We start from the raw sequence: 24631 nt of genomic DNA on the forward strand, positions 1-24631 counted from the left end.
CCTTGACCCGCGCCCACCCATGCGCCAAAGCGCGCCCGTCCGTTCTCCCGCGGAAATGCGGGAGAAAGTTGCAGGTGAAATGATTGGGCGATGCCGGATACGGAAACCAAGCCGCTGAGTTTTCAGCAACTGATCCTGAAGCTGCATGCCTATTGGGCGGCGCGGGGATGCGTCATCCTGCAGCCGTTCGACATGGAAGTCGGCGCGGGCACTTTCCATCCGGCCACGACGCTGCGCAGCCTCGGCCCCGACCCGTGGAACTGCGCCTATGTGCAGCCCTCGCGCCGGCCGACAGACGGGCGCTATGGCGAGAATCCGAACCGGCTCCAGCATTATTACCAGTATCAGGTCATCATGAAGCCGAGCCCGCCGGACCTTCAGGGGCTTTATCTCGGCTCGCTCGAGGCGATCGGCATCGATCCGCTGCTGCATGACATCCGCTTCGTGGAGGACGACTGGGAAAGCCCGACCCTCGGCGCGTGGGGACTGGGCTGGGAAGTCTGGTGCGACGGCATGGAAGTCACTCAGTTCACTTATTTCCAGCAGATGGGCGGCTTTGACTGCAAGCCGGTCGCCGGCGAGCTGACCTACGGGCTGGAACGGCTCGCCATGTACATCCAGGGCGTGGACAGCGTGTACGACCTTGTCTTCAACGACGCGGTGGGGGACCGTCCGGCCGTGACCTATGGCGATGTGTTCCTCGCCAACGAGCAGCAGATGTCGAAATGGAATTTCGAGGTGGCGGACACCGAGAAGCTGCTCCGCTGGTTCCGGGACTGCGAGGCGGAATGCCAGGCTTCGATCGCGGCGCAGGTGCCGCTCGCGGCCTATGAGCAGGCGATCAAGGCCAGCCATGTCTTCAACCTGCTGCAGGCGCGCGGCGTCATCAGCGTGCAGGAGCGCGCCAGCTATATCGGCCGCGTGCGTGATCTCGCCCGGGGAAGCTGCGAGGCCTATATCGACGGCAATCGCCCGGATTGGGAAGCCAGATATCCCGGGTGGACGCTCTGATGGCCAATTTCCTTCTTGAACTGCGCTGCGAGGAAATCCCGGCGCGCATGCAGGCCAAGGCGAGCGAGGATCTTGCCCGCCTGTTCCGCGACAAGCTCGCCGAGAGCGGACTACGGCCGGGCGAAATCATGTCCTATGTGACGCCGCGCCGCCTTGCGCTCATCGCGCATGACCTGCCGATGGCGACGGACGCGGTGAGCGAAGAGTATAAGGGGCCGCGCACATCGGCGCCGCCACAGGCGCTGGAAGGCTTCCTGCGCAAGACCGGGTTGACGCAGGACCAGCTTGAGGATCGCGACGGCATCTGGTTCGCGCTGGTCGAGAAGCCCGGCCGCGCGACGGCGGACGTGCTGGCCGAGGCGATCCCCGCCATCGTGCGCGCTTTCCCCTGGCCCAAGTCGATGCGCTGGGGCGATGCCAGCCTGTCGAGCGGCAGCCTGCGCTGGGTTCGCCCGCTGCAGGGCATCGTGGCGCTGCTGGGCCATGACGTCGTGCCGTTCGCCATCGAGGGCGTGGCGGCGGGCAATGCCACGGTCGGGCACCGCTTCCATTCGCGCGGGCCGGTCACCATCACCTCGCCGGAGGCCTATGTCACGGCGCTGGAACAGGCGCACGTCATCGTCGATCAGGAACAGCGCAAGGCAATCATTCGTGGCGAAGCCAACCGGCTGGCGCGCGAGGCGGGGCTGGAGCTGATCCCGGACGAAGGGCTGGTGGCGGAAAATGCCGGACTCACCGAATGGCCAGTGCCGCTGCTCGGCCGCTTCGATCCGGCCTTTCTTGAGGTGCCGCCGGAAGTTATCCAGCTAACGCTCCGGATAAACCAGAAATATTTCGTGTTGCGCGATGGCGCAGGCAAGCTCGCCAACGCCTTCATCTGCACCGCCAACATCGTGGCGAGCGATGGCGGCGCGGCGATCGTCGCGGGCAATGGCAAGGTGCTGGCCGCGCGGCTCTCCGATGCGCGCTTCTTCTGGGAGCAGGACCGCAAGACCCCGCTCGCGGTGCAGGCGCAGAAGCTCGGGCGGATCACGTTCCACGAGAAGCTGGGCACGGTCGCGGACAAGGTCGAGCGCGTGGCGAATCTGGCCGAATGGCTTGCGAGCGAAGGCATCGTTCCCGATTGCGACCCCGCCCTGGCGCGTCAGGCAGCGGAACTCTGCAAGGCTGACCTTGTCACCGAGATGGTCGGAGAGTTTCCTGAACTTCAGGGGCTTATGGGCGGCTATTATGCCCGCGCGGAAGGTCTGCCGGATGCCGTGGCCGATGCGATCCGCGATCATTACAAGCCGGTCGGGCAGGGGGACGACGTTCCGACTGACCCGGTGACGGTGGCTGTGTCGCTGGCGGACAAGCTGGATACGATCATCGGGTTCTTTGCCATCGATGAGAGACCCACTGGTTCCAAGGATCCCTTCGCTCTCCGACGCGCCGCCCTGGGCTGCATCGCGATTATGTCGACGGCGGGATTGCGGCTTGGATTGCAGGATGCATTGGGCTGGTGGCGCCATTCGGCAAACCAGACACTCCCTAACGAAACTTACGATAACCTGCTCGACTTCTTCGCCGACCGCCTCAAGGTGCAGCAGCGCGAAGCGGGTGTCCGCCATGATCTCATCGATGCCGTGTTCGCACTTGGCGGGGAGGACGATCTGGTTCGGCTGCTGGCGCGGGTGAAGGCGCTGCAGGCCTTTGTCGGCACGCCGGACGGCGCCAATCTGCTCGCCGGATACAAGCGCGCCGCCAACATCCTCAAGAAGGAACGGCCGGAGGGCATCAAGCCGGAAAGCGAAGCCGGGGAGGAAGATCCCGGCGTGGCGCTCACCGACCCCGACGTGGCGGAAGCGATCCGCGTGCACGACGAGAATGTCGGCCCCGGTTACGAGCCCGAGCCGGCCGAAGCAGCGCTCATGGCCGCGCTCGATGCCGCCGAGCCGCGCGCCGATGCCGCGATCGAGGCGGAGGACTTCGAGGGCGCCATGGCTGCCCTCGCCACGCTGCGGGCGCCGATCGACGCGTTCTTCGACGCCGTGACGGTCAATGATCCCGATGAACGGAAACGGAATTCCCGGTTAAACCTGTTGACCCGAATTCGTGCTGCGGTGCACAAAGTCGCCGATTTTTCACGGATTGAAAGCTAAAAACACGCAAGCGGACACAGACCCGCATCTCATTGTCTGGACATTGGTCGCCCGGACGAACTCAGGCCATCCTGGCTCAAGAAGGTGGAACGGCAGATGACACGATATGTCTATCGCTTCGGCGGTGGTGTGGACGATGGTGGCAAGGGGAACAAGAATCTCCTCGGCGGCAAGGGCGCCAATCTGGATGGCATGGCCGCGATCGGCCTGCCGGTGCCGCCCGGCTTCACCATCACCACGGAGATGTGCACCCGTTATTATGAGGATGGGGAGACCTATCCCGAGAGCCTGAAGGCCGAAGTCGCCAATGGCATCGCGCATATCGAGGGCGTGACCGGCAAGCGCTTCGGCAATGCGGCCGATCCGCTGCTCGTCTCGGTGCGCTCGGGCGCGCGTGTCTCCATGCCGGGCATGATGGATACGGTGCTCAATCTCGGCCTCAACGACGAGACGGTCGAGGGGCTGGCCGCCGTTTCCGGCGACGCCCGCTTTGCGTGGGACAGCTATCGCCGCTTCATCCAGATGTACTCGGACGTCGTGCTCGGACTCGATCATGGCAAGTTCGAGGAAGCGCTTGAAATCGCGAAGGAAGACAAGGGCGCCTATCTCGACACCGAGCTGGAGGCCGCGGACTGGCAAGCGCTGGTCGGCGAGTATAAGAGGCTCGTGGAAACGCTGTGGGGCCGGCCTTTCCCGCAGGATGTGCATGAGCAACTATGGGGCGCCATCGGCGCGGTGTTCGGCTCCTGGCAGTCCGAGCGCGCCAAGGTCTACCGCCGCCTCAACGGCATTCCCGGCGAATGGGGCACGGCCGTCAACGTGCAGGCCATGGTGTTCGGCAATATGGGCGACACCTCGGCGACCGGCGTGGCGTTCACGCGCGATCCGGCGACCGGCGAGAATGCCTATTATGGCGAGTATCTCATCAATGCGCAGGGCGAAGACGTCGTTGCCGGCATCCGTACGCCGCAATATCTGACCAAGGCCGCGCGGGAGCGCGCCGGGGCGAAGCCGCTCAGCATGGAAGAGGCGATGCCGGAGACCTATGCCGAGCTGGCGCAGGTCTTCCAGATCCTCGAGACGCATTATCGCGACATGCAGGACATCGAGTTCACCGTGCAGCAGGGCAAGCTCTGGATGCTCCAGACGCGCGCCGGCAAGCGCACCGCCAAGGCGGCGCTGAAGATCGCGGTGGACATGGCCAATGAAGGGCTCATCACGCGCGCCGAGGCCGTGGCCCGCGTTGATGCGGGCGCGCTGGACCAGCTCCTGCACCCGACGCTTGATCCCAAGGCGCCGCGCGACGTGCTCACCAAGGGCCTGCCGGCCTCGCCGGGTGCGGCATCCGGTCAGGTCGTGTTTGACGCGGAAACCGCCGAGCGGCTCAACGAACTGGGCGAGGCCGTCATCCTCGTGCGCATCGAGACGAGCCCTGAGGACATTCACGGCATGCATGCCGCAAAAGGCATCCTCACCGCGCGCGGCGGCATGACGTCACACGCTGCCGTGGTGGCGCGCGGCATGGGGCGCCCCTGCGTCTCGGGCGCCGGCGCCATCTCCATCGACGCGCCGAGCAAGCTGCTGCGCATCGGCGAGCGGCTGCTCAAGGAAGGCGACATCATCACGATCGACGGCGCCACCGGCGAGGTCATGGCCGGCGAAGTGCCGACCGTACAGCCCGAGCTGGCGGGCGATTTCGGCACACTCATGGAATGGGCGGACGAAGTACGCCGCCTGAAGGTGCGCGCCAATGCCGAAACACCGCTCGACTGCCGCACCGCGCGCGAGTTCGGCGCCGAGGGCATCGGCCTGTGCCGCACCGAGCACATGTTCTTCGATGCCGCGCGCATCACCGCCGTGCGCCAGATGATCCTGGCGGACAGCGAGGCGGGACGGCGGGAAGCATTGGCGAAGCTGCTGCCCGAGCAGCGCGCCGACTTCACGGCGATCTTCACCGAGATGGCGGGCCTGCCCGTCACCATCCGCCTGCTCGATCCGCCGCTTCACGAGTTCCTGCCACACGAGGATGTGGACTTCGCGGACGTGGCGGCGGCAGCGGGCGTGGGCGTCGACCTGCTCAAGCGACGCGCGGCCGAACTGCACGAGTTCAATCCCATGCTCGGCCATCGCGGCTGCCGTCTTGGCGTCACCTATCCCGAGATCTACGAGATGCAGGCCCGCGCCATCTTCGAGGCAGCGCTGGACGTGGCCGCGGCGAGCGGCGAAGCGCCGATCCCCGAGGTCATGATCCCGCTCGTCGCCACGAAGCGCGAGCTGGAGCTGATGAAGGACGTGGTGGACCGCACGGCGCAGGCCGTGTTCGCCGAGCGCGGTGCGCGGGTCGAGTATCTGGTCGGCACCATGATCGAGCTGCCGCGCGCCGCCCTGATGGCCGGCGAGATCGCGCAGGTGGGAGAATTCTTCTCCTTCGGCACCAATGACCTCACGCAGACGACCATCGGCATCAGCCGGGACGATGCCGGGCGCTTCCTGACCCAATATGTCGACAAGGGCATCTTCACGCGCGACCCGTTCGTGAGCCTGGATGTGGAGGGCGTGGGCCAGCTCATCGGCCTCGCGGCCGAGCGGGGCAGGGCGACTCGCGCCGGCATCAAGCTCGGCATCTGTGGCGAACATGGCGGCGATCCGGCCAGCATCGCCTTCTGCGAGGAAACCGGCCTCGATTATGTCAGCGCATCGCCCTACCGCGTCCCCATCGCCCGGCTCGCCGCGGCGCAGGCGGCTCTGGCCAAGGCGAATAAATAACCGGGCCAAGGCGCAAAAAGGGGTTGCCATGGGGGAGGGCCGGGACTATCTGCGCCTCTCCCGGCTGCCCCACAGGCAGCCCGGTAAATGGCTCAAGCACCCGTAGCTCAGCTGGATAGAGCATCAGACTACGAATCTGAGGGTCGGACGTTCGAATCGTTCCGGGTGCGCCATTTCCCAATGACTTAGCGGCGATAGATAAGGGCAGGGCTCCAGCCGTATAACATTCTGGCTAACTTGCCCGGACATGTCAGGTCTCGATGCCCGCTTTTCATCACGACGACATTGTTCGCGTCATCCCGCCGTTTCACCGCGACGTTATGCTCGATCTGATCCTCGCCTGGGCGGAAGTAGACGTCGCGCTGAAGTTGCTCCTGTCCAAAGTCCTGAACGTTGGAATGTCTGATGGGGCCGACCTGATCGGACGAATGCCGGCATCCGCCGTGCTGGCCCAAATTCGGAAGGCTGCTGCGGCGAACAGCGCGTCGCTAGAAGTGCTGAAACTGATCCGGGGGCATCGCCGCCAATACGATAAACACGCCAAACCGAGGAATTTGATCGCCCACTCTAAATGCGTCGGATACTGGATCGTCGATCCCAACTACCTCGTATTTACCAGCTTCGAGAAAACCGCGGAGGGCGAGCTGGCCGTTGATCGCACTCCGTTGGAAGAGATGCGGAGGAGCCATCGATGGGCTTTGGCCATGACAGCTATGGCAATGCGCATTGTGGATCTGAATTAGCGCACTCAAAAGAATCACCCCGGCCTTTCGACCACGGCGCTGCTCCTGGCCGCTTCCCTTTCGGGATGGCTCTTCCTTTTATTCAGGGCTTGAGTGCAGCGCGCCGCCGGGCGTGGGGTCCCGGCGGCGCGTCTCTGTCAGGCGGCCCAGCCGAAACGCTGGCTGCGTTCCTGCAGGTCACGATAGTGCTGGATGCGGGTCTGCCGCAGGCCGGCGAGGCCGAAACGCTCGACGGCACGCTGCCAGCTCGCGAACTCCTCGACGGAGAGATTGTAAAGCGACATGACCTCATCGGCGGTCATCAGACCACCGTTGACGGCCGCGACCACTTCCGCTTTGCGGCGGGGTGTCCACTGGCTGTCTGGCGCGGGCAGATCTTCCCGGCCGATGAGCTCACCGAGCGGTCCGATGACACGATCGGCAGAGGTAACACGTTGATTTCTTTCGAAGGGGACGACATTCATGGCCACGATCCTTTGTCTTTTGCCATGACGTCAATTTTCGGCAATCCCGGTAAAAAAGCTGTTAACCATGCTCTAGGTAATTAACCGGATATTCTCGGTTCGTCGCAAATTGCGCCCTAGGGGCGCCCCTAGCGCCGGAGCAGGCCCATCGCGATCGCCAGGGCGATGCCGATACCAATCCCCGCGATGATATTATCCATGGCAAGGCCGATTGCCACGCCGAGCGCAAGCCCGACGCCAATCCCGACCGCGCTCCTGTTCCAACCGCCCATGATCCGCGCTCCGCTGGCATCCATCAGAGACACAATGCCTTGCTGTGCGGATCGATCCGACAGTTCAGCGGCGGATGACCAGCGAATCGGGCCGTTTGCGGGGCACCCATTCGCCGCGGCCGGGGAAATTCTTCAGCACTTCGCCATCCCACAAGCGCACGGTGCGCCGATGGAAACGCCACTGGCCATCCTCGCCCTTCACCGCATGATCGTCATACCAGCCGGTGAATCGCAGCAGATAGGGCGGCTCGCCCTCGCACTCGGTGACGATGGCGAAGGAGCGCATCTTCACCGAGCCGTCCGGCTGAGGTTTGAACTGGGTTTGCGTCACATGATGCTGACGGCCGGGAAAGCCCGCTGCGTTGCGATAATGTTCGGCAATGCCGCGAATACCCTCATGTCCGTCCCAGATGTCCGGATCCTCAAACACTTCCTCAACCATGCGGGCGTCCGGCGTAAAGCAGGCGACCAGCGCCTCGACATCGCCGGTGTCCAGCGCCCAGCTATAATCGGCGATGAGATCCTGAAGGCCGATCCTGTCCTCGATAGGCAATGTCATCCGCATCCTCTCCCTGGTTGACCGGTCGTGCCGGCCCCGCTGGCATGGCGACAATTTAGTACAAGTTCAATGATTGTCGCGGCCGGCGATTTCCGGCAATCGCGCCGCGATTTGCCGTCATTTTCCTGCACGTGCCGACCGCGCCGACGATCTCGCCGGGCAAGCGCCGATCATGGTCGCGCCGCGCGGTCCGGTCAGGGAAGTGACAGCTTTCACCGATTATCGCATTCCGGACACCACTCACCAGCGAGGCTGATCCTGCCCATGAACCATTCGTTCCGTTTCTCCGCCATGATCCTGGCCACGGCATCTTTCGGCGCCTTGGCCGGGGCAGAGGCCAGTGCCCAGACGCTTGACGAGAAGGAAACGGAGCAGACGGACGGGACGATGTTGCCGCCGGTAGGGGCGGGCACCAGCGGGGAATTCGGCGACGAAGAGGAGATCGTCGTGACCGGTGCGCGCGAACGCGGCGCGGTGGTCGGCGACACCAAACCCGAGCAGCAGTTCCACGCGGCGGATATCCGCGCGCTGGGCGTCAGCACGATCAGCGATCTGCTGACCGAACTCGGGCCGCAATTGCAGAGCGCGAGCGGCAAGCCCCCGGTGACGCTGCTGGAAGGCCGGCGCATCGCCAGCTTTCGCGAGATCGCCTCGCTGCCTGCCGAGGCGATTGCCCGCGTCGACATCCTGCCCGAGGAAGTGGGGCTGCGCTACGGATACAGCGCAGACCAGAAGGTGATGAACATCGTCCTGCGCCAGCGTTTCCGTGCCTTCACCGGTGAGGCGGGCACGCGGCTCCCGACTGCGGGCGGCGCAGCTACGCTGGAGGCAGAGGGTGGCTTCCTCGCCATCCGCAATGGCCAGCGCGTGAACATCTCGGCGGAATGGACGCAGACCAACGGCCTGCTGGAATCGGATCGCGGACTCACCCGGCCGGAAAGCCCCGCCCGCTCGCTCGTTCCGCAGCGTGACCAATTGACCATCAACGGCAGCTATTATCGCCCGCTGAGCGAGCGCACGCATGCGACCTTGAGCGCCGAGATCGGCACGACCGGCAGCGAGAGCGATGTCGGCCTCGCCTTGCCCGGCGTTACCATCCCCGGTGGCACGCTTTATGCCGGTGGCCCCGAGGACAGCATCGTCTATCCGACCGGCCCCGGCATCGGTGCTCTCGGCCGCTCGTCGAGCACGCAGAATGGCGAGATCGGCCTGACGATCAACGCGCAGCGCAGCTCGGGGCAATGGACGCTGACCGCCAATTACGCCCGGCAGGAATCGCGCGGCATCACGGCCCGGCCCTTCGACCTCACCGCTTATGCGCAGGCGGTCGCGGCGGGCGATCCGACCGCCGACCCTCTGCTGCCGCTGGCGGGCAACTGGCTGGTCGGCCGGCCCGCGGACGAGACGCGCAGCACGCGCGACACCGCCAATGTCGACCTGCTCTACAATCGTTCGCTATTTCGGCTGCCGGCGGGCGATGTCGCGGCGACGGCGCGGGTCAGCGGTTCGACCCTGCGGATCGACAACAGCCTCGACCGCGATCTCGTCCTTACCCGGCGAAATCTCGCGCGGGATGCCGCCAGCGGCGCGCTGACGCTGGAAATCCCCCTCACGTCGGCTTCGAGCCCGATCGGCCGCCTCTCTGCCAATGCGAGCGGCGGGGTGGAGCATCTCTCCGACGCGGGGACGCTGCGCGAACTCGGGCTCGGCCTCAACTGGACACCGCGCCGGGGCATCGCTTTCTCGGCTTCCTATCGCGACGAGAAGACCGCACCGACACCAGCGCAACTGGGCGATCCGGTCACTTTCACCCAGTTCGTGCCGGTGTTCGATTATGTGCGGGGCGAAACCGCGCTGGTCACTACCATTTCCGGCGGCAATGCCGGGCTGGATGCGCCGCGTGCGCGGAATTTCCGCTTGGGCGTCGTGGTAACGGCGCTGGACGACCCGAACCTGCGCCTGAGCCTCGACTATAGCCGGCGGCGGACCGATGCCGGCATCACAGGCTTCCCCGGCATCACGGCAGAAACCGCAGCGGCCTTCCCGGACCGTTTCATGCGGGATGGCGAGGGCAGGCTGACGCAGGTGGACCTGCGGCCGATCAACATCAGGGAAGAGAAGCGCGATTCGATCCGCTGGGGCATCAATTTCAGCAAGCGGCTGCGGACACCGCAAAGCCAGATCGATGCGATGCGGGCGGCGTTCCAGCGGCGGGGCGCTCAAGGTGGGCAGGGCGGGGCAGGGCGGCAACCCGGCCAGGATGCGCCTGCGCCGGGCGGCGAGGGCGAGCGGCCGCCTGCGGAGGGGGCGTCGGGGCAGGGCATGCGCGCCGATCGCGGCCCAGGCGGCGCCGGTGCCGGAGGCGGTCCGCGCGCCGGGGGTGGCGGCCGCTTCGGAGGCGGCGCCGGCGGGCCCGGTGGCGGCGGGCGCCTCAGCTTCGCGCTGTATCACGAGATCCAGCTCACCAACACGACGCAGCTGGCGACGGGCCTGCCGGTGCTCGACCTGCTCGACGGCGCGGCGCTGGGCAGCGGCGCCGGGCCTTCCCGCCACACGGTGGAAGCGCAGGCCGGCTTGTCACGTAGCGGCTATGGCCTGCGCCTGACCGGAGAATGGAAAAGCGCGACGCATATCGATGGCATGGTGGGCGTCCCCTCCAGCCAGCTGCGGTTCGGTGACCTTGCGACCGTCAATGTGCGCCTGTTCGCCAACCTGACGCAAATGCCCGGGCTCGTGACGAAAGTGCCGCTGCTGCGCGGGGTGCGGGTGCAGATCGGCGTCGACAATCTGTTCAACAACCGCCAGCGCGTCACGGACGGCAATGGCTACACGCCCTTCGCTTACCAGCCCGCCTTCGTGGATCCGCTGGGCAGGACGATCCGGCTGAACATCCGCAAGCTGTTCTTCTGATCCGGCGGGCTCAGCCGAGCGGAATGACCTCACAGGGCAGCGCGGGGGGCACCACACCGGCAAACTGCTCGTCCCAATGGGCAAAGGGCCGCACGGCACCGAGGCTGCGCCAGAGCGGCACGCGCGCCGCCTCGACCCGGACATGCACCCACTGCGCTTGCCCCGGCGCACCCGAGGCCAGCACGCCATCCTCCGGCGCGTCGCCATCCGGCGGAGCGAAGAGCCCGGCCGCGCCATAATTCTCGTCCAGAACCGGCGACCAGGGCGCCATCCCGACCGTGGGAGCCTGCGCGACGAAGCACTGGTTCTCCAGTGCCCGCGCCTGCGCGCCGATCCGCACGCGCCAGTAGCCCTGCATGCTATCCGTGCAGGACGGCGCGAGGATGAGCGTCGCGCCCGCCTGGGCCTGCGCCCGGGCGATCATGGGAAACTCGATATCGTAGCAGATCGAGATTCCGATGAGGCCGATCGCGGTGCGGAACAGGCGGATCGCGGTGCCACCGGATATGCCCCAGCGCTCGCGCTCGAAGCGGGTCATCACGATCTTGTCCTGATGGCCCATCTGTCCCCCCGGCGTGAACAGGCGCGCGCGGTTTACGACGCAGCCATCCGGCAGCGGGCAGGGCAGGCTGGCGGCGAGGATATGGACATCATGCGCCGCGGCGAGAGCGCGGTGATGCGCATCGATCTGTGGAGCCAGCCCCGCCACGAAACGGAGCGAGCCCTGCAGATCGCTCATGCTGGCAGGATCGAGCGCGGCCAGTTCCATCGCGCCATATTCCGGAAAGACCAGCAGCCGGGCACCGGCATCGGTCGCTTCCTTCACCCATCGGGCCGTCTTCGCTTGCCATTCCGCGAAGCTGGCGAGCCGGTCGATGGGATATTGGGCGAGGGCGAGATTGAAGGCGCTCACAGGCTTTTGTGCCAGAACTGCATGGGATGAGGCGTCTCCCGGGGCTGATCGAGGTCCTTCCAGTCATAATGCGCGATGACGCCCTCGAGCGGTGCGTAGCCCCGCTTGCGCCAGAACGGGCCGAGATCACGGGCGTCCGCCGGCCGGAGATCATGGCCGGCGGGCCGGATCACGCCGCAGAAGCAGGCTGAGCGGGCGCCGGCCGCCCGCGCCGCTGCCTCGCGTGCATCGAAGAAGGCATGGCCGAGACCGTGGCCGCGATGAGCCGGCAGCAGCACCGATTCCCCGAAATAGGCGAGGCGCGCGACGTCATGCCCGCGCTGCTCGAAGGGCGCGCGGAAGGCCGCTTCCTGCCCTGCCATGGGCGAAGCAGTGGCTGCGCCGACAATGACATCGCCGGCGCGCGCCACCACCAGCACGGCGCCCGGATCGTCGAGGAAATGCGCGAGATAGCGACGCTCGTAATCGAGCGACCCGTCGTAGAGGTAAGGCCACTCGCGGAACACGGTGATGCGCAGCCGCGCGAGATCCTCCAGCACGGCAGCGCGTGCCTCCGGCGCCAGCAGGGTCTCGACGGCGACCGCGTTCACGCGGCCGCCTCTTCCTTGCTCACCTGCGCGATCCAGTCGGCGAGGTTGTAATAGACGGTGACGCGGGTGATGAGCCCGTCGGCGAGCGTGAAGAAAGCGCCCGCCGGCAATTCGTAGCGCTGGCCTCGCGCGGGAGGGAGGCCTTCCTCGCCCTGCAGATATTCCCCATGGACGACGAACTCGGCGGCGGCCCGGCTGCCATCGTCACTGGCCATGATCGCGATGTCGGTCAGCCGCTCGCGATAGGCCTTGTCCATCCGGCCCAGGAACGCGCGGAAAGCCGCCTTGCCGGTTTCGCGACCGCCCTGATTGACGTCATGAGCGATATCGTCCGCGAGACAATCCAGCATGGTCTGGTGATCGCCCGTATTGAAGGCGGCGTAGTAACGCTCGATCAGGGAGATGGCTTCGTCACGCGTCATCTGCTCGCTTCTCCGTCCAGAATTGTACCCCGGGGTCTCTATCGCCCCTCGCGCATTTCGCTAAGGTCAAATCCAAATAAAGCAGGAGAAGACTCATGCTTGTCGGCACAGTCCGGGAAATCAAGACACATGAATATCGCGTCGGCCTGACGCCTGAAAGCGTCCACGAACTCGTCACGCATGGCCATGACGTGCTGGTGGAAAGCGGCGCCGGCCTCGGCATCGGCGCGACCGACGAGGACTATCGCAAGGCGGGGGCACAGGTCGTCCCGACCGCCGGGGAGGTTTTCGAGCGCGCGGAAATGGTGGTCAAGGTGAAGGAGCCGCAGCCCGTCGAACGGGCGATGCTCCGCAAGGACCAGATCCTCTATACCTATCTCCACCTCGCGCCCGATGCCGAGCAGACGGCCGATCTGGTGAAATCCGGTGCGACCTGCATTGCCTATGAGACAGTGACGGATGCCCATGGCGGCCTGCCGCTGCTCAAGCCGATGAGCCAGGTCGCCGGGCGCATGTCCATCCAGGCGGGCGCGACGGCGCTGGAGAAAGCGCATGGGGGCAGGGGCGTGCTGTTGGGTGGCGTGCCCGGCGTGCTGCCGGCCAGGGTGACGGTGATCGGCGGCGGCGTGGTCGGCTTCAATGCCGCGCAGATGGCCGCGGGGCTGGGTGCGGACGTGACGATTCTCGATCGCAATCCCGAGGTGCTGGAAAAGCTCGGCACCTATTTCGAGGCGCGGGCCAAGACGCGCTTCTCCAACAAGGCCAATCTCGCCGATTGCGTGGCGCAGGCCGATCTGGTGATCGGCGCGGTGCTGATTCCCGGCGCGGCGGCCCCCAAGCTGGTCTCCCGCGAGATGCTGGGCACGATGAAGCAGGGCGCGGTGCTGGTCGACGTCGCCATCGACCAGGGCGGCTGCTTCGAAACGAGCGTGCCAACGACTCATGCCGAGCCGACCTACATCGTGGATGGCATCGTCCATTACTGCGTCGCCAACATGCCCGGCGCCGTCGCGCGCACCAGCACTTATGCGCTCAACAATGTGACGCTGCCGCACGCCCTGCGCATTGCCGACCTTGGCTGGAAGGAAGCGATGCGCCGCGACAGCCACCTGCTTGAAGGGCTCAACGTGTGGAACGGCCAGGTCACCTGCGCGCCGGTGGCGCAGGAGCATGGCTATGAGGTCGTGCCGCTGGAGAGCGCGCTGGAAGGGTAACGCATCAGCTCTCGTAAGTGCGCTTGAGCGTCACCGCGTCGATCATCAGTCCGCCGGCGATCATCACGGCGCTGACGCAGGCGAGTGCCAGAAGCTTGCCGGGCGTTCCGGGATATTGCTCCATGTAATGGAGGCCCCGGGTGACGGCACCGAGGGCCAGGGCATAGATGGCCAGAAAGGCCTCGAACTTGGTCTTGATCGTGAAGAGGCGCCTGATCGTCTTCATGGCGATCGCTACGCAATGTCCATGCCAGTCCCGCATTCCCGCGCCGGACGATGGTTAATGGTTAAGAAAGTGTAAACGCTGCCGACAGATCAGGCCGCGTGGAGGCATATTCATCCGTTGCCCGGCATCACAGAAGATGCCCGAATTCCTGCACTACCTCGCGGTAGACGGGGCGCTTGAACGGCACGATCAGGTCGACCAGCTCTTCCGCCTGCACCCAGCGCCAGTCGGCGAACTCGGGATGGTGCGTCTCGATATTGATGTCGCCGTCCTCGCCCTTGAAGCGCAGGAGGAACCAGCGCTGGGCCTGGCCGCGATATTTGCCGCCCCATAATTTGCCGATGAGCGGCTCGGGCAGGTCGTAAAGATGCTCGCGGGCCGAACGCGCGATAATGTCCACGAGGTTGGCGGCGACGCCCGTTTCCTCGGCCAGTTCGCGCATCAGGGCCTGTTCGGCGGTTTCGCCCCGATCGATCCCTCCCTGCGGCATCTGCCAGGCATCGCCTTCCTTCGGCTGGATCCGCCTGCCGACGAATACATGGCCCTGCCGGTTGGCCAGCATGATGCCCACGCAGGGGCGATAGGGGAGGTCAGCCTTGTCCGTCACGGTTCTGCTCGCAATCGTCCTTCCTGAGGCGCTGCTTCATCCGATCAGCGCCCTGAGGCCTGCCGATGGCAAGCGGGGAGAGAAAAGGCAATGGCCGCGCGCGGCGCAACGGGCAGTTCATGCCTGCGATGATCCTTTCGGGCCACGGTGCCGCGATAGTCGCCATGTTCCCCCCAACGCCCCCACCTAATCCGGATCTTGTTTCCGGACGTCTTCCCGTGGGGACCGATCCGGAGCCGCCGACAGTAGCATGACCCGCGGCGTGGCGGATATCCTGATCGCGATGAATCCCGCCCCTCTCAGGACGAATTCCGGCCCTTCGCCGGCCCGAGCGTTCATCGCCAATCGCTTGACGGCACGTCAGGAGGACCGGAAGAACAGCGGATGGACAATCTCACGCACAGCATGGTCGGCGCCGTGCTCGGGCAACTGGGGCTCAAGCGCAAGTCGGGCTTCGGCATGCCGACCATCATCATCGCGGCCAATATTCCGGACATCGACGCGACGTGCACCGTCCTCGGCACGCAGTCGCTCGCCTTGCGCCGGGGGCTGACACACGGGCCGCTGGCCATGCTGATCCTGCCTGTCCTGCTTGCCGTCATCATGGTCCTGGTGGACCGGTGGCAAGCCCGCCGCGGGACGCGCCCGGCGGGGAGGCTTCCGGTCCATTTCGGCTGGCTGTGGTTCATAGCTCTTGTCGGGACGCTCAGTCATCCCGCTTTCGACTGGCTGAACAGCTATGGCGTACGCCTGCTCTCGCCCCTCAGCGACCGCTGGTTCTACGGCGACACGCTGTTCATCATCGATATCTGGCTCTGGGCACTGCTGATCGGCGGTTATGTCTGGGCGCGGCGGGGAGAGCGCGTTTCCTTTGACCGGATGAAGACACGCGCCGCGATCATCGTGGCGGCGAGCAGTGCCTATATCTTCGCCAATGGCGCCATCTCCGGCGTGGCGCAGGCGCAGGGCGACACATGGTTGCGCCAGCAAGGGCGGGCCCCCAAGATGCTGGTCGCCAATCCGCAACCCTTCATTCCATGGCAACGCGAGATGCTCTGGCGGGCGGATGGCCTCCATGGCCGCTTCCAATATAGTCTCTTCGGCAGCGCCGGGCCCGTCTCCGCTGCCGCACAGGGTCAGCCTACCGGAATGGACGACCCCGCCATCGAGAAGGCATGCGCGGTCGATCCCGATGCCCGTGCCTTCCTGTTCTGGTCACGCATGCCGCTCGCACGGCGCGAGGCCAATGGCGATCTGGTCCTGAGCGACCAGCGCTTCGACAGGATCCCGGTTCGCAACAGCTTCGTGATCCGGATTCCCGCCGAGGCCCTGCGGTAGCGCCCCGCGATGACGGAACCGGTCATCCTCTGGCTGCGCCGCGACCTGCGGCTGGGCGATCAGGCTGCCCTGCTCGCGGCCTGCGCGGAAGGGCCGGTCGTGCCGGTCTATGTGATGGACGACGAGACGCCGGGCCATCGACGCATGGGGGCGGCCTCCCGCTGGTGGCTGCATGGGAGCCTCGCCAGCCTCGCAGGCGATCTGCGCGCCTCCGGCTCGCGCCTCGTGCTTCGCCGGGGACGCGCGGACGAAGTGCTGCCGGCACTCGCGCGGGAAGTGGGCGCGCGGCGCGTCCATGCCCTGCACCATTATGAGCCCTGGTGGCGCAATGCGGAACGGGCGATCGCGCGCGTGCTCGACCTCGTGCTGCATGATGGAAACTATCTTCACCCGCCAGGCCTGCTGAAGTCCGGCAGCGGCAGCCCCTATCGCATCTTCACGCCCTTCTGGCGGGCATTGCGGGAGACGATGCCGCCGCCGGAACCCATGGCCCGAACGGACAAAATCCCCGCGCCCTCCTCATGGCCGGCGAGTGAGCATCTCGACGACTGGTCGTTGCGCCCGTCCAGCCCCGACTGGGCGACCGGCATGGCACAGGCCTGGCAGCCGGGCGAGCAAGGCGCGCTCGACCGGCTCGAGGCTTTTGCGGACAGCGCCGGGGACTATGACGTCGCGAGGAACCTGCCGTCGGTGGAGGGCAGTTCGCGCCTGTCGCCGCACCTGCATTTCGGAGAGATTTCGCCGTCCCTCGTCTGGCATCGCATTGCCCGGCGCGATGGACGGACCGAGCCCTATCTGCGGGAACTGGCCTGGCGCGACTATGCGCAGACGGTGATCCTCCAGCATCCCCGACATGGCAGTGCCAATGGCAGGGCGCAGTTCGACGATTTTCCGTGGCGAGACCTGCGCGAGGCTGCCGGTGACTTCGAAGCATGGAAGCGGGGCCGCACCGGCTATCCCATCGTCGACGCAGGCATGCGCCAGCTCTGGACGACGGGCTGGATGCACAACCGCGTGCGCATGATCGCGGCGAGCTTCCTGGTGAAGCATCTTCTCATCGACTGGCGCCATGGGGAACAGTGGTTCTGGGATACGCTGATCGATGCCGATTACGGGAACAATAGCGTTAACTGGCAGTGGGTAGCGGGCACCGGGATCGATTCCAGCATGTTCGTCCGGATCATGGCGCCACTGGGCCAATCGGCCAAGTTCGACGCCGCGGATTATATCCGCCGCTGGGTGCCCGAGCTTGCGGGGCTGCCGGATGGAGTGGTCCACGATCCCGAAAGCCATGGGTTCCGGCCATCGGGCTATCCCGCCAGGATCATCGACCATCGCGCCGCCCGCGAGCGCGCGCTTTCCGCTTACGCGACCGTTCGGGCATGAAACGTTCGACAGTCTGAACGATTGTCTTTGCCGCCCCGAGAGACCATGTTGGCGCCATGACGGTCCACAATCCGCCAGCGAGCCGCCAACGCGCTTTCCTGCGCCGGACGGGCGCGCGGGCGGGGCGGGGGCTCTGGCGCTCCGTGCCGGGGGCATTGTTCACATCCGTGCTGAGACGAGTCGATCGGGGCCTGCTGACCGGCTCCCTGGAGCTGCACTTGCCGGATGGCGCCGTGCGCCTGCTCGGCGGCCATGCGCCCGGCTTCTCGGCCATCGTCCATCTTGCAAGCTGGCGGGCAGTCGCGCGCCTCGCCACCTCCGGCTCGACGGGCTGGTATCGCGCATGGGCAGCGGGCGACTGGTCCAGCCCGGATCCGGTGACGCTGTTCGCCCTGTTCGGCGCGAATGCCCGTTCCCTGGGGAGTGCGGCGCGCTCGTCCGGGCTGCCGCGCCTGCTCGGGCGACTGAAACTCGCCCGGCGGCACAACAGCCGGCGTGGCGCGCGCCGGAACATCGCCGAGCATTACGACCTCGGCAATGATTTCTACGCGCTCTGGCTCGACCGCACTCTCACTTATTCGAGCGCATGCCCCGCCTATCCCGATGAACCGCTGGACGAAGCGCAGACCCGCAAGATCGACGCGCTTCTGGACCGGCTCGACCTCAAAGACGGGGACCGGCTGCTGGAGATCGGCTGCGGGTGGGGCGGCCTGGCCGCGCGGGCGCTTGAGCGATACGATTTGCAATATACGGGCCTTACGCTGTCGAGCGAACAGAAGGCCCATGTCGAGCAGCGCCTCGCCGCCAGCGGAGCGCCCGCCCGCGTGCTGCTGCGCGATTATCGCGACGCGGAAGGCACGTATGACGCAATCGCGAGCGTGGAAATGGTCGAGGCGGTCGGGGAGCGCTACTGGCCCGCTTATCTGGAAAGCATTGCGCGCCTGCTGAAGCCGGGTGGGCGAGCGGCCATCCAGTTCATCAGCATCGATGATGCAATCTTTCCCGCTTATGCCGCCCGGGCGGACTTCATCCAGCAATATGTCTTCCCCGGCGGCTGCCTGCTCTCCGAGCGGCGCTTCCGGGAGATCGCCGCACAGAAGGGGCTGCTGTGGCAGGATCAGGTCCGCTTCGGGCTTGATTATGCCTGGACCCTGCGCAAGTGGCGCGAGCGCTTCGACGCCGCCGTCGATGCCGGCATGCTGCCGCTCCGGTTCGATGTCCGCTTCGTCGATCTGTGGCGCTATTATCTGATGTACTGCGAGGGCGGGTTCATCGGCCGTTCGATCGACGTCTCGCAAGTCACTCTGGTGAAGGGCGATTCGCCGCCGGCATAGCGGCGTCGATCTCCTGCCGGATCCGCGCGATTTCCGCCTGCATGAGCGGCAATTGCGCTTCTTCTTCGTCAAGGATGGCCTCGAAGGCCTGCCGCTTCCACGCGGCCCGGCGTGCGTCCGCATCCGGCCAGGCAGGCATGGTGGAGAGCAGCAAGTCGATCAGCCGGTCGGCGCCGTGCAGCCGGCCCCACAGATAGTCATTCTCGCGATAGGCGCGGCTGAAGAAAGCCCCGAAGCTGTTGAACTCGATGCCGCGCAGCGTCGCGGCAGCGCCGCCCGCGCGGATAGCCGTCGCATCCTCGGGCGAAATCCGGTCCACCTTGATGGGGTCATATTCGTCCAGTCCCTCGCCCTGCAGCAGCGGGAGCGTGGCGATGTCATAGAAGGGAAAACCCAGATAGGCCTTGAGCAGGTGCCTGCGATCCTCCGGCGCGAGACACATCGCTGCTTCAGCAAAGCGCGCGTCCACCATCGCATCGGCTTCGCGCAGATCCCGCGCCTCGGCCACGGCCTCGATGGCGGCGAGCGGATCGCGCCGCGCCGCCCGGGCGCGTTCCCGCACAGTCTCGTCGAACCAGCCGGGCAGTTGCCTTTCCGCGTAGAGTGCGATGGCCTCGTAAAGCATGTCGCGCATCTGGGCGCGGCCGTCATCGACTGCTTCGCCCGGCGAATCCTGCTCGCCCGCCGTCGACAAGTTGCGTGCGAGGAAGCGGAGGCGGCGGATGCGGAAGGCGACGTCATGGCTCCGGTAGAAGGCGATGAGCGCGTCGCTCGCGCCGTCCGAGGTCCCGTGCCCCACATTGTCGATGCCACGCACATGCAGCGCGTCCCGCAAGGTCCGCCGCAATTCCTCCCGGTCCAGCGGCGACCCTTCTCCGGCCAGCGCGAGGATCAGGTCGGCCAGTTCCTCGACAATGCCGGAATATTTGAGATAGCCATAAGCGGGATAGGCGAACCCCGCCGATCGGGCCGCTCTCTGCTGAAAGCGGGCGCGCCAAACGGCGAGACGCCGGGCCGTCGGCCGGATGAGGAACAGCGTGCGGCCAAGCGTGCGATCGACAGTGCGCTCGATATCCGGCCGAAGCGCGTCGACGATATGCTGCATGCGCCGTATCCGCGCCGACCGGGCCGCAATCGCTTCCAGATTGTCGCGAATGGGCTGCTCGCGCGGGATGTCGCTGACCGCGCCGAAGATCGTGCGGAAAAAGCCGGGGAGGGGGCGTTCGCCCGTCTCTGTCCGTGCGACGGGCGACGTCAGGCGAAAACCCGCCACGTCAGGGGCGGGCTCGACATAGACGAAGCGCCTGTCCACGATCCGGCGGGCAGGGCGATCCTTGAGCGCGTCGATGGCCTGCGCGAAGGGCGCATTGGCGAGCACGGAGCCATCGATCAGCACGGCATCCTCCGCCGTGCCCCGCGCACTGTGGTGCGGCAGGATGCGGCGCAGGAAGGCCTGGCGCCCCGGCCATGGCCGCTCCCGCTCGCTCAGCACGCGATCAAGTTCCCGCACCGTGAAAGGCGGAAAGGCGCCGGGGAAGCTCGCCGTGGCGCGCGCCGCGAAGACGAGCTCGGCCGGGTCCGCGAGGCGGCGGGGATAATCGCCTCGAGCTCGGAAAGCGATGGTCAGCCGATGCTCGGTTTCCTTGATCTGGGGCGGGCTGTTGAGTCGCAGCGTTTCCTCATGCCCCGCGAAATCCGTCGCCGTCACGAAGAGATCGAGCGGATGATGAGGCGGCAGCAGCGGCTCGCCATGAGCGCCCGCGCTCATTGCGTCGAAGGCATCGAGCAGCAGGCCCGAAAAGCCCTTGCCGCCGAAAGGCGGCGCGAACCAGCGCGCCCGCACGAAATTCGAGAGCTTGCGGCGCACTTCCTCCCGGGCTTCCGGCGCCACCGTCTTGTCCACCGTGTCGCCGCGCCGACGCATCAGCAGCCAGAGGATGGGCGCGGCCCAGAATTTGGTGAAGCGCGAAAGGGGCCGCGCATCGGGATCGAGCAGGATGTCGGCATCGGCGCAGCGGAGCCACAATTCGGTCAGCGGATCGAGCGACTCGCCGGTCTCGATCGCCTGGGCAAGGAAGATGCCGTTGATGCCCCCCGCGCTGGCGCCGGCGATGATGTCCGGCAGGACGCGCAGCCTGAGATCATGATCTGCCTGGCAGGCCCGCAGCATCGCGAGATAGATGCTCTCGCTTCCCCCATCCGAGGCGGGACCGGCGCTCCAGAAATCCCGGCTGGCGCGGGCGAGACGCCAGATCTCCTTGGTGACGCCATGCATGTAGACTGCGAGGCTCACGCCGCCATAGCAGACCAGCGCCAGCCTCAGTTCCTTCTCCCGCATGCCGGCAGATTGGCGCGGACGGCGCGGCTTGTCGACTCGTCAATCCCGCGGAGACCGGATTATCGGCAGCGACCTGCGCCCGTCAGTCCCCGCGCCGGTCAGTCCTTCGTGCTGAACGTCGCCCAGATCGGCAGATGGTCGGAGGCGCGCCGCGCCAGCGCCGTGCTGTGAACGCCGCAATCCTCGAGCGCGATATTGCCGCGCCACATGATCCGATCCAGCGCCGCGACCTGACGGCGGGCATGGAAGCTGCGACCGCATGGCGCGATCTCATACTGGCGCGCGAAATCGGCAAGGCACCCGCGATTGACGGTCCACTCGTTGGTGTCGCCCATGAGGATCGTCGCGCCCGAGGGATCGCCATCTTCAAGCTGGTCGACATGATGGACCACCGCCGCTGCCTGCCGCCGGCGCCACAGCCCCGAAAGGTCGAGGTGCATGCCCACCACCCGGGTCTTCATGCCCTTGAGATCGAGCGAGGCGAGCACGGCCCCGCGCGGCTCCAGGCACGGCAGATGCATGACGTCACCGGCAGCGCCTTCCTGCACGTCCCGCCGGACCAGCAGCGCATTGCCATGCCAGCCCATGCTTTCCGTGCGGGTCGGCAGTTCGACGGCCCGATAATCCGAGTGCATCGCCAGCAGCCGGTCCGGCAGCACGGCATGGCGCGGCCCGAAGCGGCGGTCCGCTTCCTGCAGCGCGATCACATCGGCATCGAGCTCGTTGAGCACGTCGATGATCCGTTCGGGCAGCCGACGGCGGTCGGTCCCGATGGCTTTGCGAATGTTGTAGGAAGCGACCTTGATCATGGACGCTCTAATTCGGATGCGCGAACCCGCTTGACAAGCCCCCCCGAACGCGGGACGCAACCGGGCGGACCGGCCATTCGTTATCGCTGCAGAACGTCGAATGGAGGAAGAAGATGAAGATCGATCATGGGACTCTTGTCGCGGTGATGGACGGCAAGAAGATGCTGCTCTTCCGTAACGAGGGCGACGAGACCTATCCCAATCTCGTGCTCGAGCAGGAGCGCGAGCAGGACAATCCTCCGGGGCACGAGCAGGGGACCGATGCGCCCGGCCGGGCCTTCTCTTCGGTCGGGCCAGGGCGCAGTGCCATGGAAGAAACCGATTTCCATCGCCTTGCCGAGGACAGGTTCGCCGATGAAGCGGCCGCGATCCTCAACAAGCGCGCCTTGGCGAATGCGTTCGACAAGCTCATCATCGTCGCGCCGCCCAAAACGCTGGGCGAGCTGCGCGGCCACTACCACAAGGAGCTGGAAAGCCGGCTGGTGGGCGAAGTGGCCAAAGATCTGACAGGGCATCCGGTGCCGGACATCGAGCGGATCGTCAGCGAAAGCTGAGCGCCGCTCCTGCGCTGTACCGAGCCTCTTTCCCGCGCGCCGCTTTGATCTGGCGTTCCCTCTTCGTTCTGATATGAGGGGGCATGGTCAAGCTCAAACGCCGATATGTCTGCCAAGCCTGCGGGTCGCTGGCCACGCGCTGGCAGGGACAATGCGACGATTGCGGAGAATGGAACACGCTGGTCGAGGAAGCCGCGCCGACGGCTTTCTCCGTCCGGCACGATCTGCAGGATGGCGGGCGCGCCATTTCGCTAGTCGGGCTGGACAGCGACGTGGCCCTGCCCGAGCGACTCGGCACCGGCCTTGCCGAATTCGACAGGGCGCTGGGGGGCGGCCTCGTCGCGGGGTCGGCCACGCTGATCGGCGGTGATCCCGGCATCGGCAAATCGACTCTGCTGCTGCAGGCCGCTGCCAGTCTCGCCCGCGCGGGGCGCGGCGTCGTGTACGTGAGCGGGGAGGAAGCGGCCGATCAGGTGCGGCTGCGGGCGCGCCGGCTCGGCCTTGGCGATGCGCCCGTGCAGCTCGCCAGCGCGACATCCGTGCGCGATATTCTCACCACGCTGGGGCGGGGGCGCGCACCGGATCTGCTCGTCATCGATTCCATCCAGACGATGCACAGCGACACGATCGAGGGCGCGCCGGGCACGGTGAGCCAGGTCCGCGCCTCCGCGCAGGAACTCGTCCGCTTCGCCAAGAAGGGCGGAGCCGCGCTCATCCTGGTGGGGCATGTCACCAAGGACGGCACGATCGCGGGACCGCGCGTGCTGGAGCACATGGTCGACACGGTGCTCAGTTTCGAGGGTGAGCGCAGCCATCAATATCGCATCCTGAGAGCGATCAAGAACCGGTTCGGCGGCACCGACGAGATCGGCGTCTTCGCCATGGCCGGCGAAGGGCTCCAGGAAGTCGCCAATCCTTCCCTGCTTTTCCTCACCGAGCGGGACGAACGCGTGGCCGGCACGGCAGTCTTTCCCGCGATCGAGGGGACGCGGCCGGTGCTTGTGGAAATCCAGGCCCTGACGGTGCGGCTTGCCAGCGGCGCCACGCCCCGGCGCGCGGTGGTGGGCTGGGACAGCGGCCGCCTCGCCATGATCCTCGCCGTGCTGGAGGCGCGTTGCGGGCTCAGCTTCTCGGCCTGTGAAGTCTATCTCAATGTCTCGGGCGGCTATCGCCTGCAGGATCCGGCCGCCGACCTTGCCGTGGCCAGCGCGCTCATCTCCGCGCTCTCCGAGCGACCCGTGCCGCAGGACGCCGTGGTGATGGGTGAAATCGCGCTATCCGGCGAGGTGAGGCCCGTGGCGCATGCCCCGCTGCGCCTGCGCGAATCGGCCAAGCTCGGCTTCCGGCGCGCGCTCGTTCCGTCGAGCGCGGCAAAGCAGGCCAAGGAACTCTCCGTGAGCGGTTTCACGCAGCTCAGCGAGCTTGTTGACCATATGCTTGGGCGGGACTAGCGACCGCAGCATGACCGCACTCGACATTGCCGTCCTCCTTCTCATCGGCGGCCTCGCCATTCGCGGGTTCATCGCAGGCTTTGTCACGGAATCGCTGGCGCTGGGCGCATTGATCGGCGGCTTTGTCGCGGTGCGCCTGTTCCACGCCCCGGTGACGGCGATGCTGACCGGCCTCGTCGGCTCGGAATATGGCGCGGCCCTCATCGCCTTCGTCGCGATCTTCGGGCTTGTCTACGGGCTCGGGAAAGTGCTGGCCGGCTATATCGGCGGCAAGACCAAGAGCTCTGCGCTGGGCATGTTCGACCGGCTTCTCGGGCTTGGCTTCGGCGCGGTGAAGGGCCTGCTCGTCGCCACGATCTGTTTCGTTCTCTTCACGATCGTCTATGACGCGCTCTACGGGATAGAGACGAACCGGCCGGACTGGATGCGCCTCTCGCGCTCCTATCCGCTGCTGAACGCCAGCAGCTCGGCCACGAGCAAATGGATTGCGGAGAACAGTCGGCAGGGCGGGCTGCTCGGCGATTTCGGAGAAAGCGAGCAGGACAATGCGGCCGATGCCGGCGAATGACAGGCAGCCGACGCG

General features: G+C 66.2%; 22 protein-coding genes and 1 tRNA gene. 13 read left to right on the forward strand and 10 right to left on the reverse strand.

From position 1 onward, the window contains the following. The first annotated feature begins 90 nt into the window (after positions 1-90). From HNP60_RS08675 to HNP60_RS08695, 5 genes are all read left to right on the forward strand, one after another. Positions 91-1011 carry a glycine--tRNA ligase subunit alpha gene (locus HNP60_RS08675; protein ID WP_184152571.1) on the forward strand — a complete coding sequence of 307 codons (921 nt, stop codon included), beginning with the start codon at positions 91-93 and terminating at the stop codon, positions 1009-1011. Then, positions 1011-3152 carry a glycine--tRNA ligase subunit beta gene (gene glyS, locus HNP60_RS08680; RefSeq protein ID WP_184152574.1) on the forward strand — a complete coding sequence of 714 codons (2142 nt, stop codon included), beginning with the start codon at positions 1011-1013 and terminating at the stop codon, positions 3150-3152. Before HNP60_RS08675 ends, glyS begins: the two co-directional genes overlap by 1 nt. A 96-nt stretch (positions 3153-3248) precedes the next feature. Continuing rightward, complete coding sequence (gene ppdK / locus HNP60_RS08685; protein WP_184152577.1) at positions 3249-5918, forward strand: pyruvate, phosphate dikinase; 2670 nt, start codon at positions 3249-3251, stop codon at positions 5916-5918. A 96-nt stretch (positions 5919-6014) separates the two neighbouring features. Continuing rightward, positions 6015-6091, forward strand: a tRNA-Arg gene (locus HNP60_RS08690). A gap of 87 nt (positions 6092-6178) precedes the next feature. Then, complete coding sequence (locus tag HNP60_RS08695) at positions 6179-6661, forward strand: hypothetical protein (protein WP_184152580.1); 483 nt, start codon at positions 6179-6181, stop codon at positions 6659-6661. A gap of 137 nt (positions 6662-6798) precedes the next feature. Here the strand turns inward: HNP60_RS08695 and sciP are convergent, their stop codons facing one another. The 3 genes from sciP to HNP60_RS08710 form a co-directional block, all read right to left on the reverse strand. Next, the gene (gene sciP / locus HNP60_RS08700) at positions 6799-7125 is read right to left on the reverse strand and encodes a CtrA inhibitor SciP (protein WP_184049149.1); all 327 of its coding nucleotides are present in this window, start codon (positions 7123-7125) and stop codon (positions 6799-6801) included. 128 nt (positions 7126-7253) lie between these two features. After that, complete coding sequence (locus HNP60_RS08705; protein WP_184157216.1) at positions 7254-7421, reverse strand: glycine zipper domain-containing protein; 168 nt, start codon at positions 7419-7421, stop codon at positions 7254-7256. Between the two features lie 40 nt (positions 7422-7461). Next, positions 7462-7956: a nuclear transport factor 2 family protein gene (locus HNP60_RS08710; RefSeq protein WP_184152583.1), complete on the reverse strand. Its 495-nt coding sequence runs from the start codon at positions 7954-7956 to the stop codon at positions 7462-7464. 264 nt (positions 7957-8220) lie between these two features. On the opposite strand from HNP60_RS08710, the gene HNP60_RS08715 reads away from it, so the two are divergent. Then, positions 8221-10866, forward strand: coding sequence for a TonB-dependent receptor (locus HNP60_RS08715; RefSeq protein ID WP_184152586.1), 2646 nt, complete (start codon positions 8221-8223; stop codon positions 10864-10866). A gap of 10 nt (positions 10867-10876) precedes the next feature. Here the strand turns inward: HNP60_RS08715 and HNP60_RS08720 are convergent, their stop codons facing one another. From HNP60_RS08720 to HNP60_RS08730, 3 genes are read right to left on the reverse strand one after another with little or no spacing between them, the layout of a single operon-like run. After that, the gene (locus tag HNP60_RS08720; protein WP_184152589.1) at positions 10877-11779 is read right to left on the reverse strand and encodes a nitrilase-related carbon-nitrogen hydrolase; all 903 of its coding nucleotides are present in this window, start codon (positions 11777-11779) and stop codon (positions 10877-10879) included. Next, positions 11776-12369 carry a GNAT family N-acetyltransferase gene (locus HNP60_RS08725; protein WP_184152592.1) on the reverse strand — a complete coding sequence of 198 codons (594 nt, stop codon included), beginning with the start codon at positions 12367-12369 and terminating at the stop codon, positions 11776-11778. Before HNP60_RS08725 ends, HNP60_RS08720 begins: the two co-directional genes overlap by 4 nt. Next, positions 12366-12791 (reverse strand): ketosteroid isomerase-related protein, encoded by a 426-nt coding sequence (locus tag HNP60_RS08730; RefSeq protein WP_184152595.1) that lies wholly within the window; start codon positions 12789-12791, stop codon positions 12366-12368. Before HNP60_RS08730 ends, HNP60_RS08725 begins: the two co-directional genes overlap by 4 nt. 95 nt (positions 12792-12886) lie before the next feature. Between HNP60_RS08730 and ald the strand changes: the two genes are divergently transcribed. Continuing rightward, entirely contained in the window at positions 12887-14005 is a 1119-nt protein-coding gene (gene ald, locus HNP60_RS08735) for an alanine dehydrogenase (protein ID WP_014076088.1), read from the forward strand. 4 nt (positions 14006-14009) lie between these two features. Here ald and HNP60_RS08740 read toward each other — a convergent pair whose 3' ends face one another. Together HNP60_RS08740 and HNP60_RS08745 are read right to left on the reverse strand one after the other, a co-directional pair. Next, on the reverse strand, positions 14010-14231 hold the full coding sequence (locus HNP60_RS08740) for a hypothetical protein (RefSeq protein ID WP_041392974.1): 222 nt from the start codon (positions 14229-14231) through the stop codon (positions 14010-14012). Between the two features lie 127 nt (positions 14232-14358). Then, positions 14359-14838 carry an RNA pyrophosphohydrolase gene (locus tag HNP60_RS08745; protein ID WP_014076090.1) on the reverse strand — a complete coding sequence of 160 codons (480 nt, stop codon included), beginning with the start codon at positions 14836-14838 and terminating at the stop codon, positions 14359-14361. 384 nt (positions 14839-15222) lie between these two features. On the opposite strand from HNP60_RS08745, the gene HNP60_RS08750 reads away from it, so the two are divergent. From HNP60_RS08750 to HNP60_RS08760, 3 genes are read left to right on the forward strand one after another with little or no spacing between them, the layout of a single operon-like run. Continuing rightward, the gene (locus HNP60_RS08750) at positions 15223-16176 is read left to right on the forward strand and encodes a metal-dependent hydrolase (protein ID WP_184152598.1); all 954 of its coding nucleotides are present in this window, start codon (positions 15223-15225) and stop codon (positions 16174-16176) included. Between the two features lie 9 nt (positions 16177-16185). Beyond that, complete coding sequence (locus HNP60_RS08755; RefSeq protein ID WP_184152601.1) at positions 16186-17562, forward strand: cryptochrome/photolyase family protein; 1377 nt, start codon at positions 16186-16188, stop codon at positions 17560-17562. Positions 17563-17618: 56 nt separating this feature from the next. Then, positions 17619-18896, forward strand: coding sequence for an SAM-dependent methyltransferase (locus HNP60_RS08760; protein ID WP_184152603.1), 1278 nt, complete (start codon positions 17619-17621; stop codon positions 18894-18896). Here HNP60_RS08760 and HNP60_RS08765 read toward each other — a convergent pair. Both HNP60_RS08765 and HNP60_RS08770 read right to left on the reverse strand, forming a co-directional pair. After that, positions 18862-21234 (reverse strand): patatin-like protein, encoded by a 2373-nt coding sequence (locus tag HNP60_RS08765; protein ID WP_184152606.1) that lies wholly within the window; start codon positions 21232-21234, stop codon positions 18862-18864. The two genes, HNP60_RS08760 and HNP60_RS08765, sit on opposite strands and share 35 nt — an antisense overlap. Positions 21235-21332: 98 nt before the next feature. Beyond that, the gene (locus HNP60_RS08770) at positions 21333-22043 is read right to left on the reverse strand and encodes an endonuclease/exonuclease/phosphatase family protein (protein ID WP_184152608.1); all 711 of its coding nucleotides are present in this window, start codon (positions 22041-22043) and stop codon (positions 21333-21335) included. Positions 22044-22156: 113 nt separating this feature from the next. Here HNP60_RS08770 and HNP60_RS08775 point away from each other — a divergent pair, with 113 nt between their 5' ends. The 3 genes from HNP60_RS08775 (at position 22157) to HNP60_RS08785 (ending at position 24616) form a co-directional block, all read left to right on the forward strand. Then, positions 22157-22597 (forward strand): host attachment family protein, encoded by a 441-nt coding sequence (locus HNP60_RS08775; protein WP_184152611.1) that lies wholly within the window; start codon positions 22157-22159, stop codon positions 22595-22597. A gap of 83 nt (positions 22598-22680) precedes the next feature. Next, entirely contained in the window at positions 22681-24048 is a 1368-nt protein-coding gene (gene radA / locus HNP60_RS08780; RefSeq protein WP_184152614.1) for a DNA repair protein RadA, read from the forward strand. Between the two features lie 10 nt (positions 24049-24058). Next, positions 24059-24616: a CvpA family protein gene (locus HNP60_RS08785; protein WP_184049106.1), complete on the forward strand. Its 558-nt coding sequence runs from the start codon at positions 24059-24061 to the stop codon at positions 24614-24616. The last annotated feature ends 15 nt before the right edge of the window (positions 24617-24631 follow it).

This window comes from Sphingobium lignivorans, assembly GCF_014203955.1.
GTDB classification, from domain to species: domain Bacteria; phylum Pseudomonadota; class Alphaproteobacteria; order Sphingomonadales; family Sphingomonadaceae; genus Sphingobium; species Sphingobium lignivorans.

Coding starts and splice junctions, on each gene's coding strand:
- HNP60_RS08715 (WP_184152586.1), top strand. CDS start 8,221: ATGAACCATTCGTTCCGTTTCTCCGCCATGATCCTGGCCACGGCATCT.
- HNP60_RS08765 (WP_184152606.1), bottom strand. CDS start 21,234: ATGCGGGAGAAGGAACTGAGGCTGGCGCTGGTCTGCTATGGCGGCGTG.
- ald (WP_014076088.1), top strand. CDS start 12,887: ATGCTTGTCGGCACAGTCCGGGAAATCAAGACACATGAATATCGCGTC.
- HNP60_RS08755 (WP_184152601.1), top strand. CDS start 16,186: ATGACGGAACCGGTCATCCTCTGGCTGCGCCGCGACCTGCGGCTGGGC.
- HNP60_RS08705 (WP_184157216.1), bottom strand. CDS start 7,421: ATGGATGCCAGCGGAGCGCGGATCATGGGCGGTTGGAACAGGAGCGCG.
- HNP60_RS08775 (WP_184152611.1), top strand. CDS start 22,157: ATGAAGATCGATCATGGGACTCTTGTCGCGGTGATGGACGGCAAGAAG.
- HNP60_RS08710 (WP_184152583.1), bottom strand. CDS start 7,956: ATGACATTGCCTATCGAGGACAGGATCGGCCTTCAGGATCTCATCGCC.
- ppdK (WP_184152577.1), top strand. CDS start 3,249: ATGACACGATATGTCTATCGCTTCGGCGGTGGTGTGGACGATGGTGGC.
- radA (WP_184152614.1), top strand. CDS start 22,681: ATGGTCAAGCTCAAACGCCGATATGTCTGCCAAGCCTGCGGGTCGCTG.
- HNP60_RS08730 (WP_184152595.1), bottom strand. CDS start 12,791: ATGACGCGTGACGAAGCCATCTCCCTGATCGAGCGTTACTACGCCGCC.
- HNP60_RS08770 (WP_184152608.1), bottom strand. CDS start 22,043: ATGATCAAGGTCGCTTCCTACAACATTCGCAAAGCCATCGGGACCGAC.
- HNP60_RS08695 (WP_184152580.1), top strand. CDS start 6,179: ATGCCCGCTTTTCATCACGACGACATTGTTCGCGTCATCCCGCCGTTT.
- HNP60_RS08760 (WP_184152603.1), top strand. CDS start 17,619: ATGACGGTCCACAATCCGCCAGCGAGCCGCCAACGCGCTTTCCTGCGC.
- HNP60_RS08740 (WP_041392974.1), bottom strand. CDS start 14,231: ATGAAGACGATCAGGCGCCTCTTCACGATCAAGACCAAGTTCGAGGCC.
- HNP60_RS08750 (WP_184152598.1), top strand. CDS start 15,223: ATGGACAATCTCACGCACAGCATGGTCGGCGCCGTGCTCGGGCAACTG.
- glyS (WP_184152574.1), top strand. CDS start 1,011: ATGGCCAATTTCCTTCTTGAACTGCGCTGCGAGGAAATCCCGGCGCGC.
- HNP60_RS08675 (WP_184152571.1), top strand. CDS start 91: ATGCCGGATACGGAAACCAAGCCGCTGAGTTTTCAGCAACTGATCCTG.
- HNP60_RS08785 (WP_184049106.1), top strand. CDS start 24,059: ATGACCGCACTCGACATTGCCGTCCTCCTTCTCATCGGCGGCCTCGCC.
- sciP (WP_184049149.1), bottom strand. CDS start 7,125: ATGAATGTCGTCCCCTTCGAAAGAAATCAACGTGTTACCTCTGCCGAT.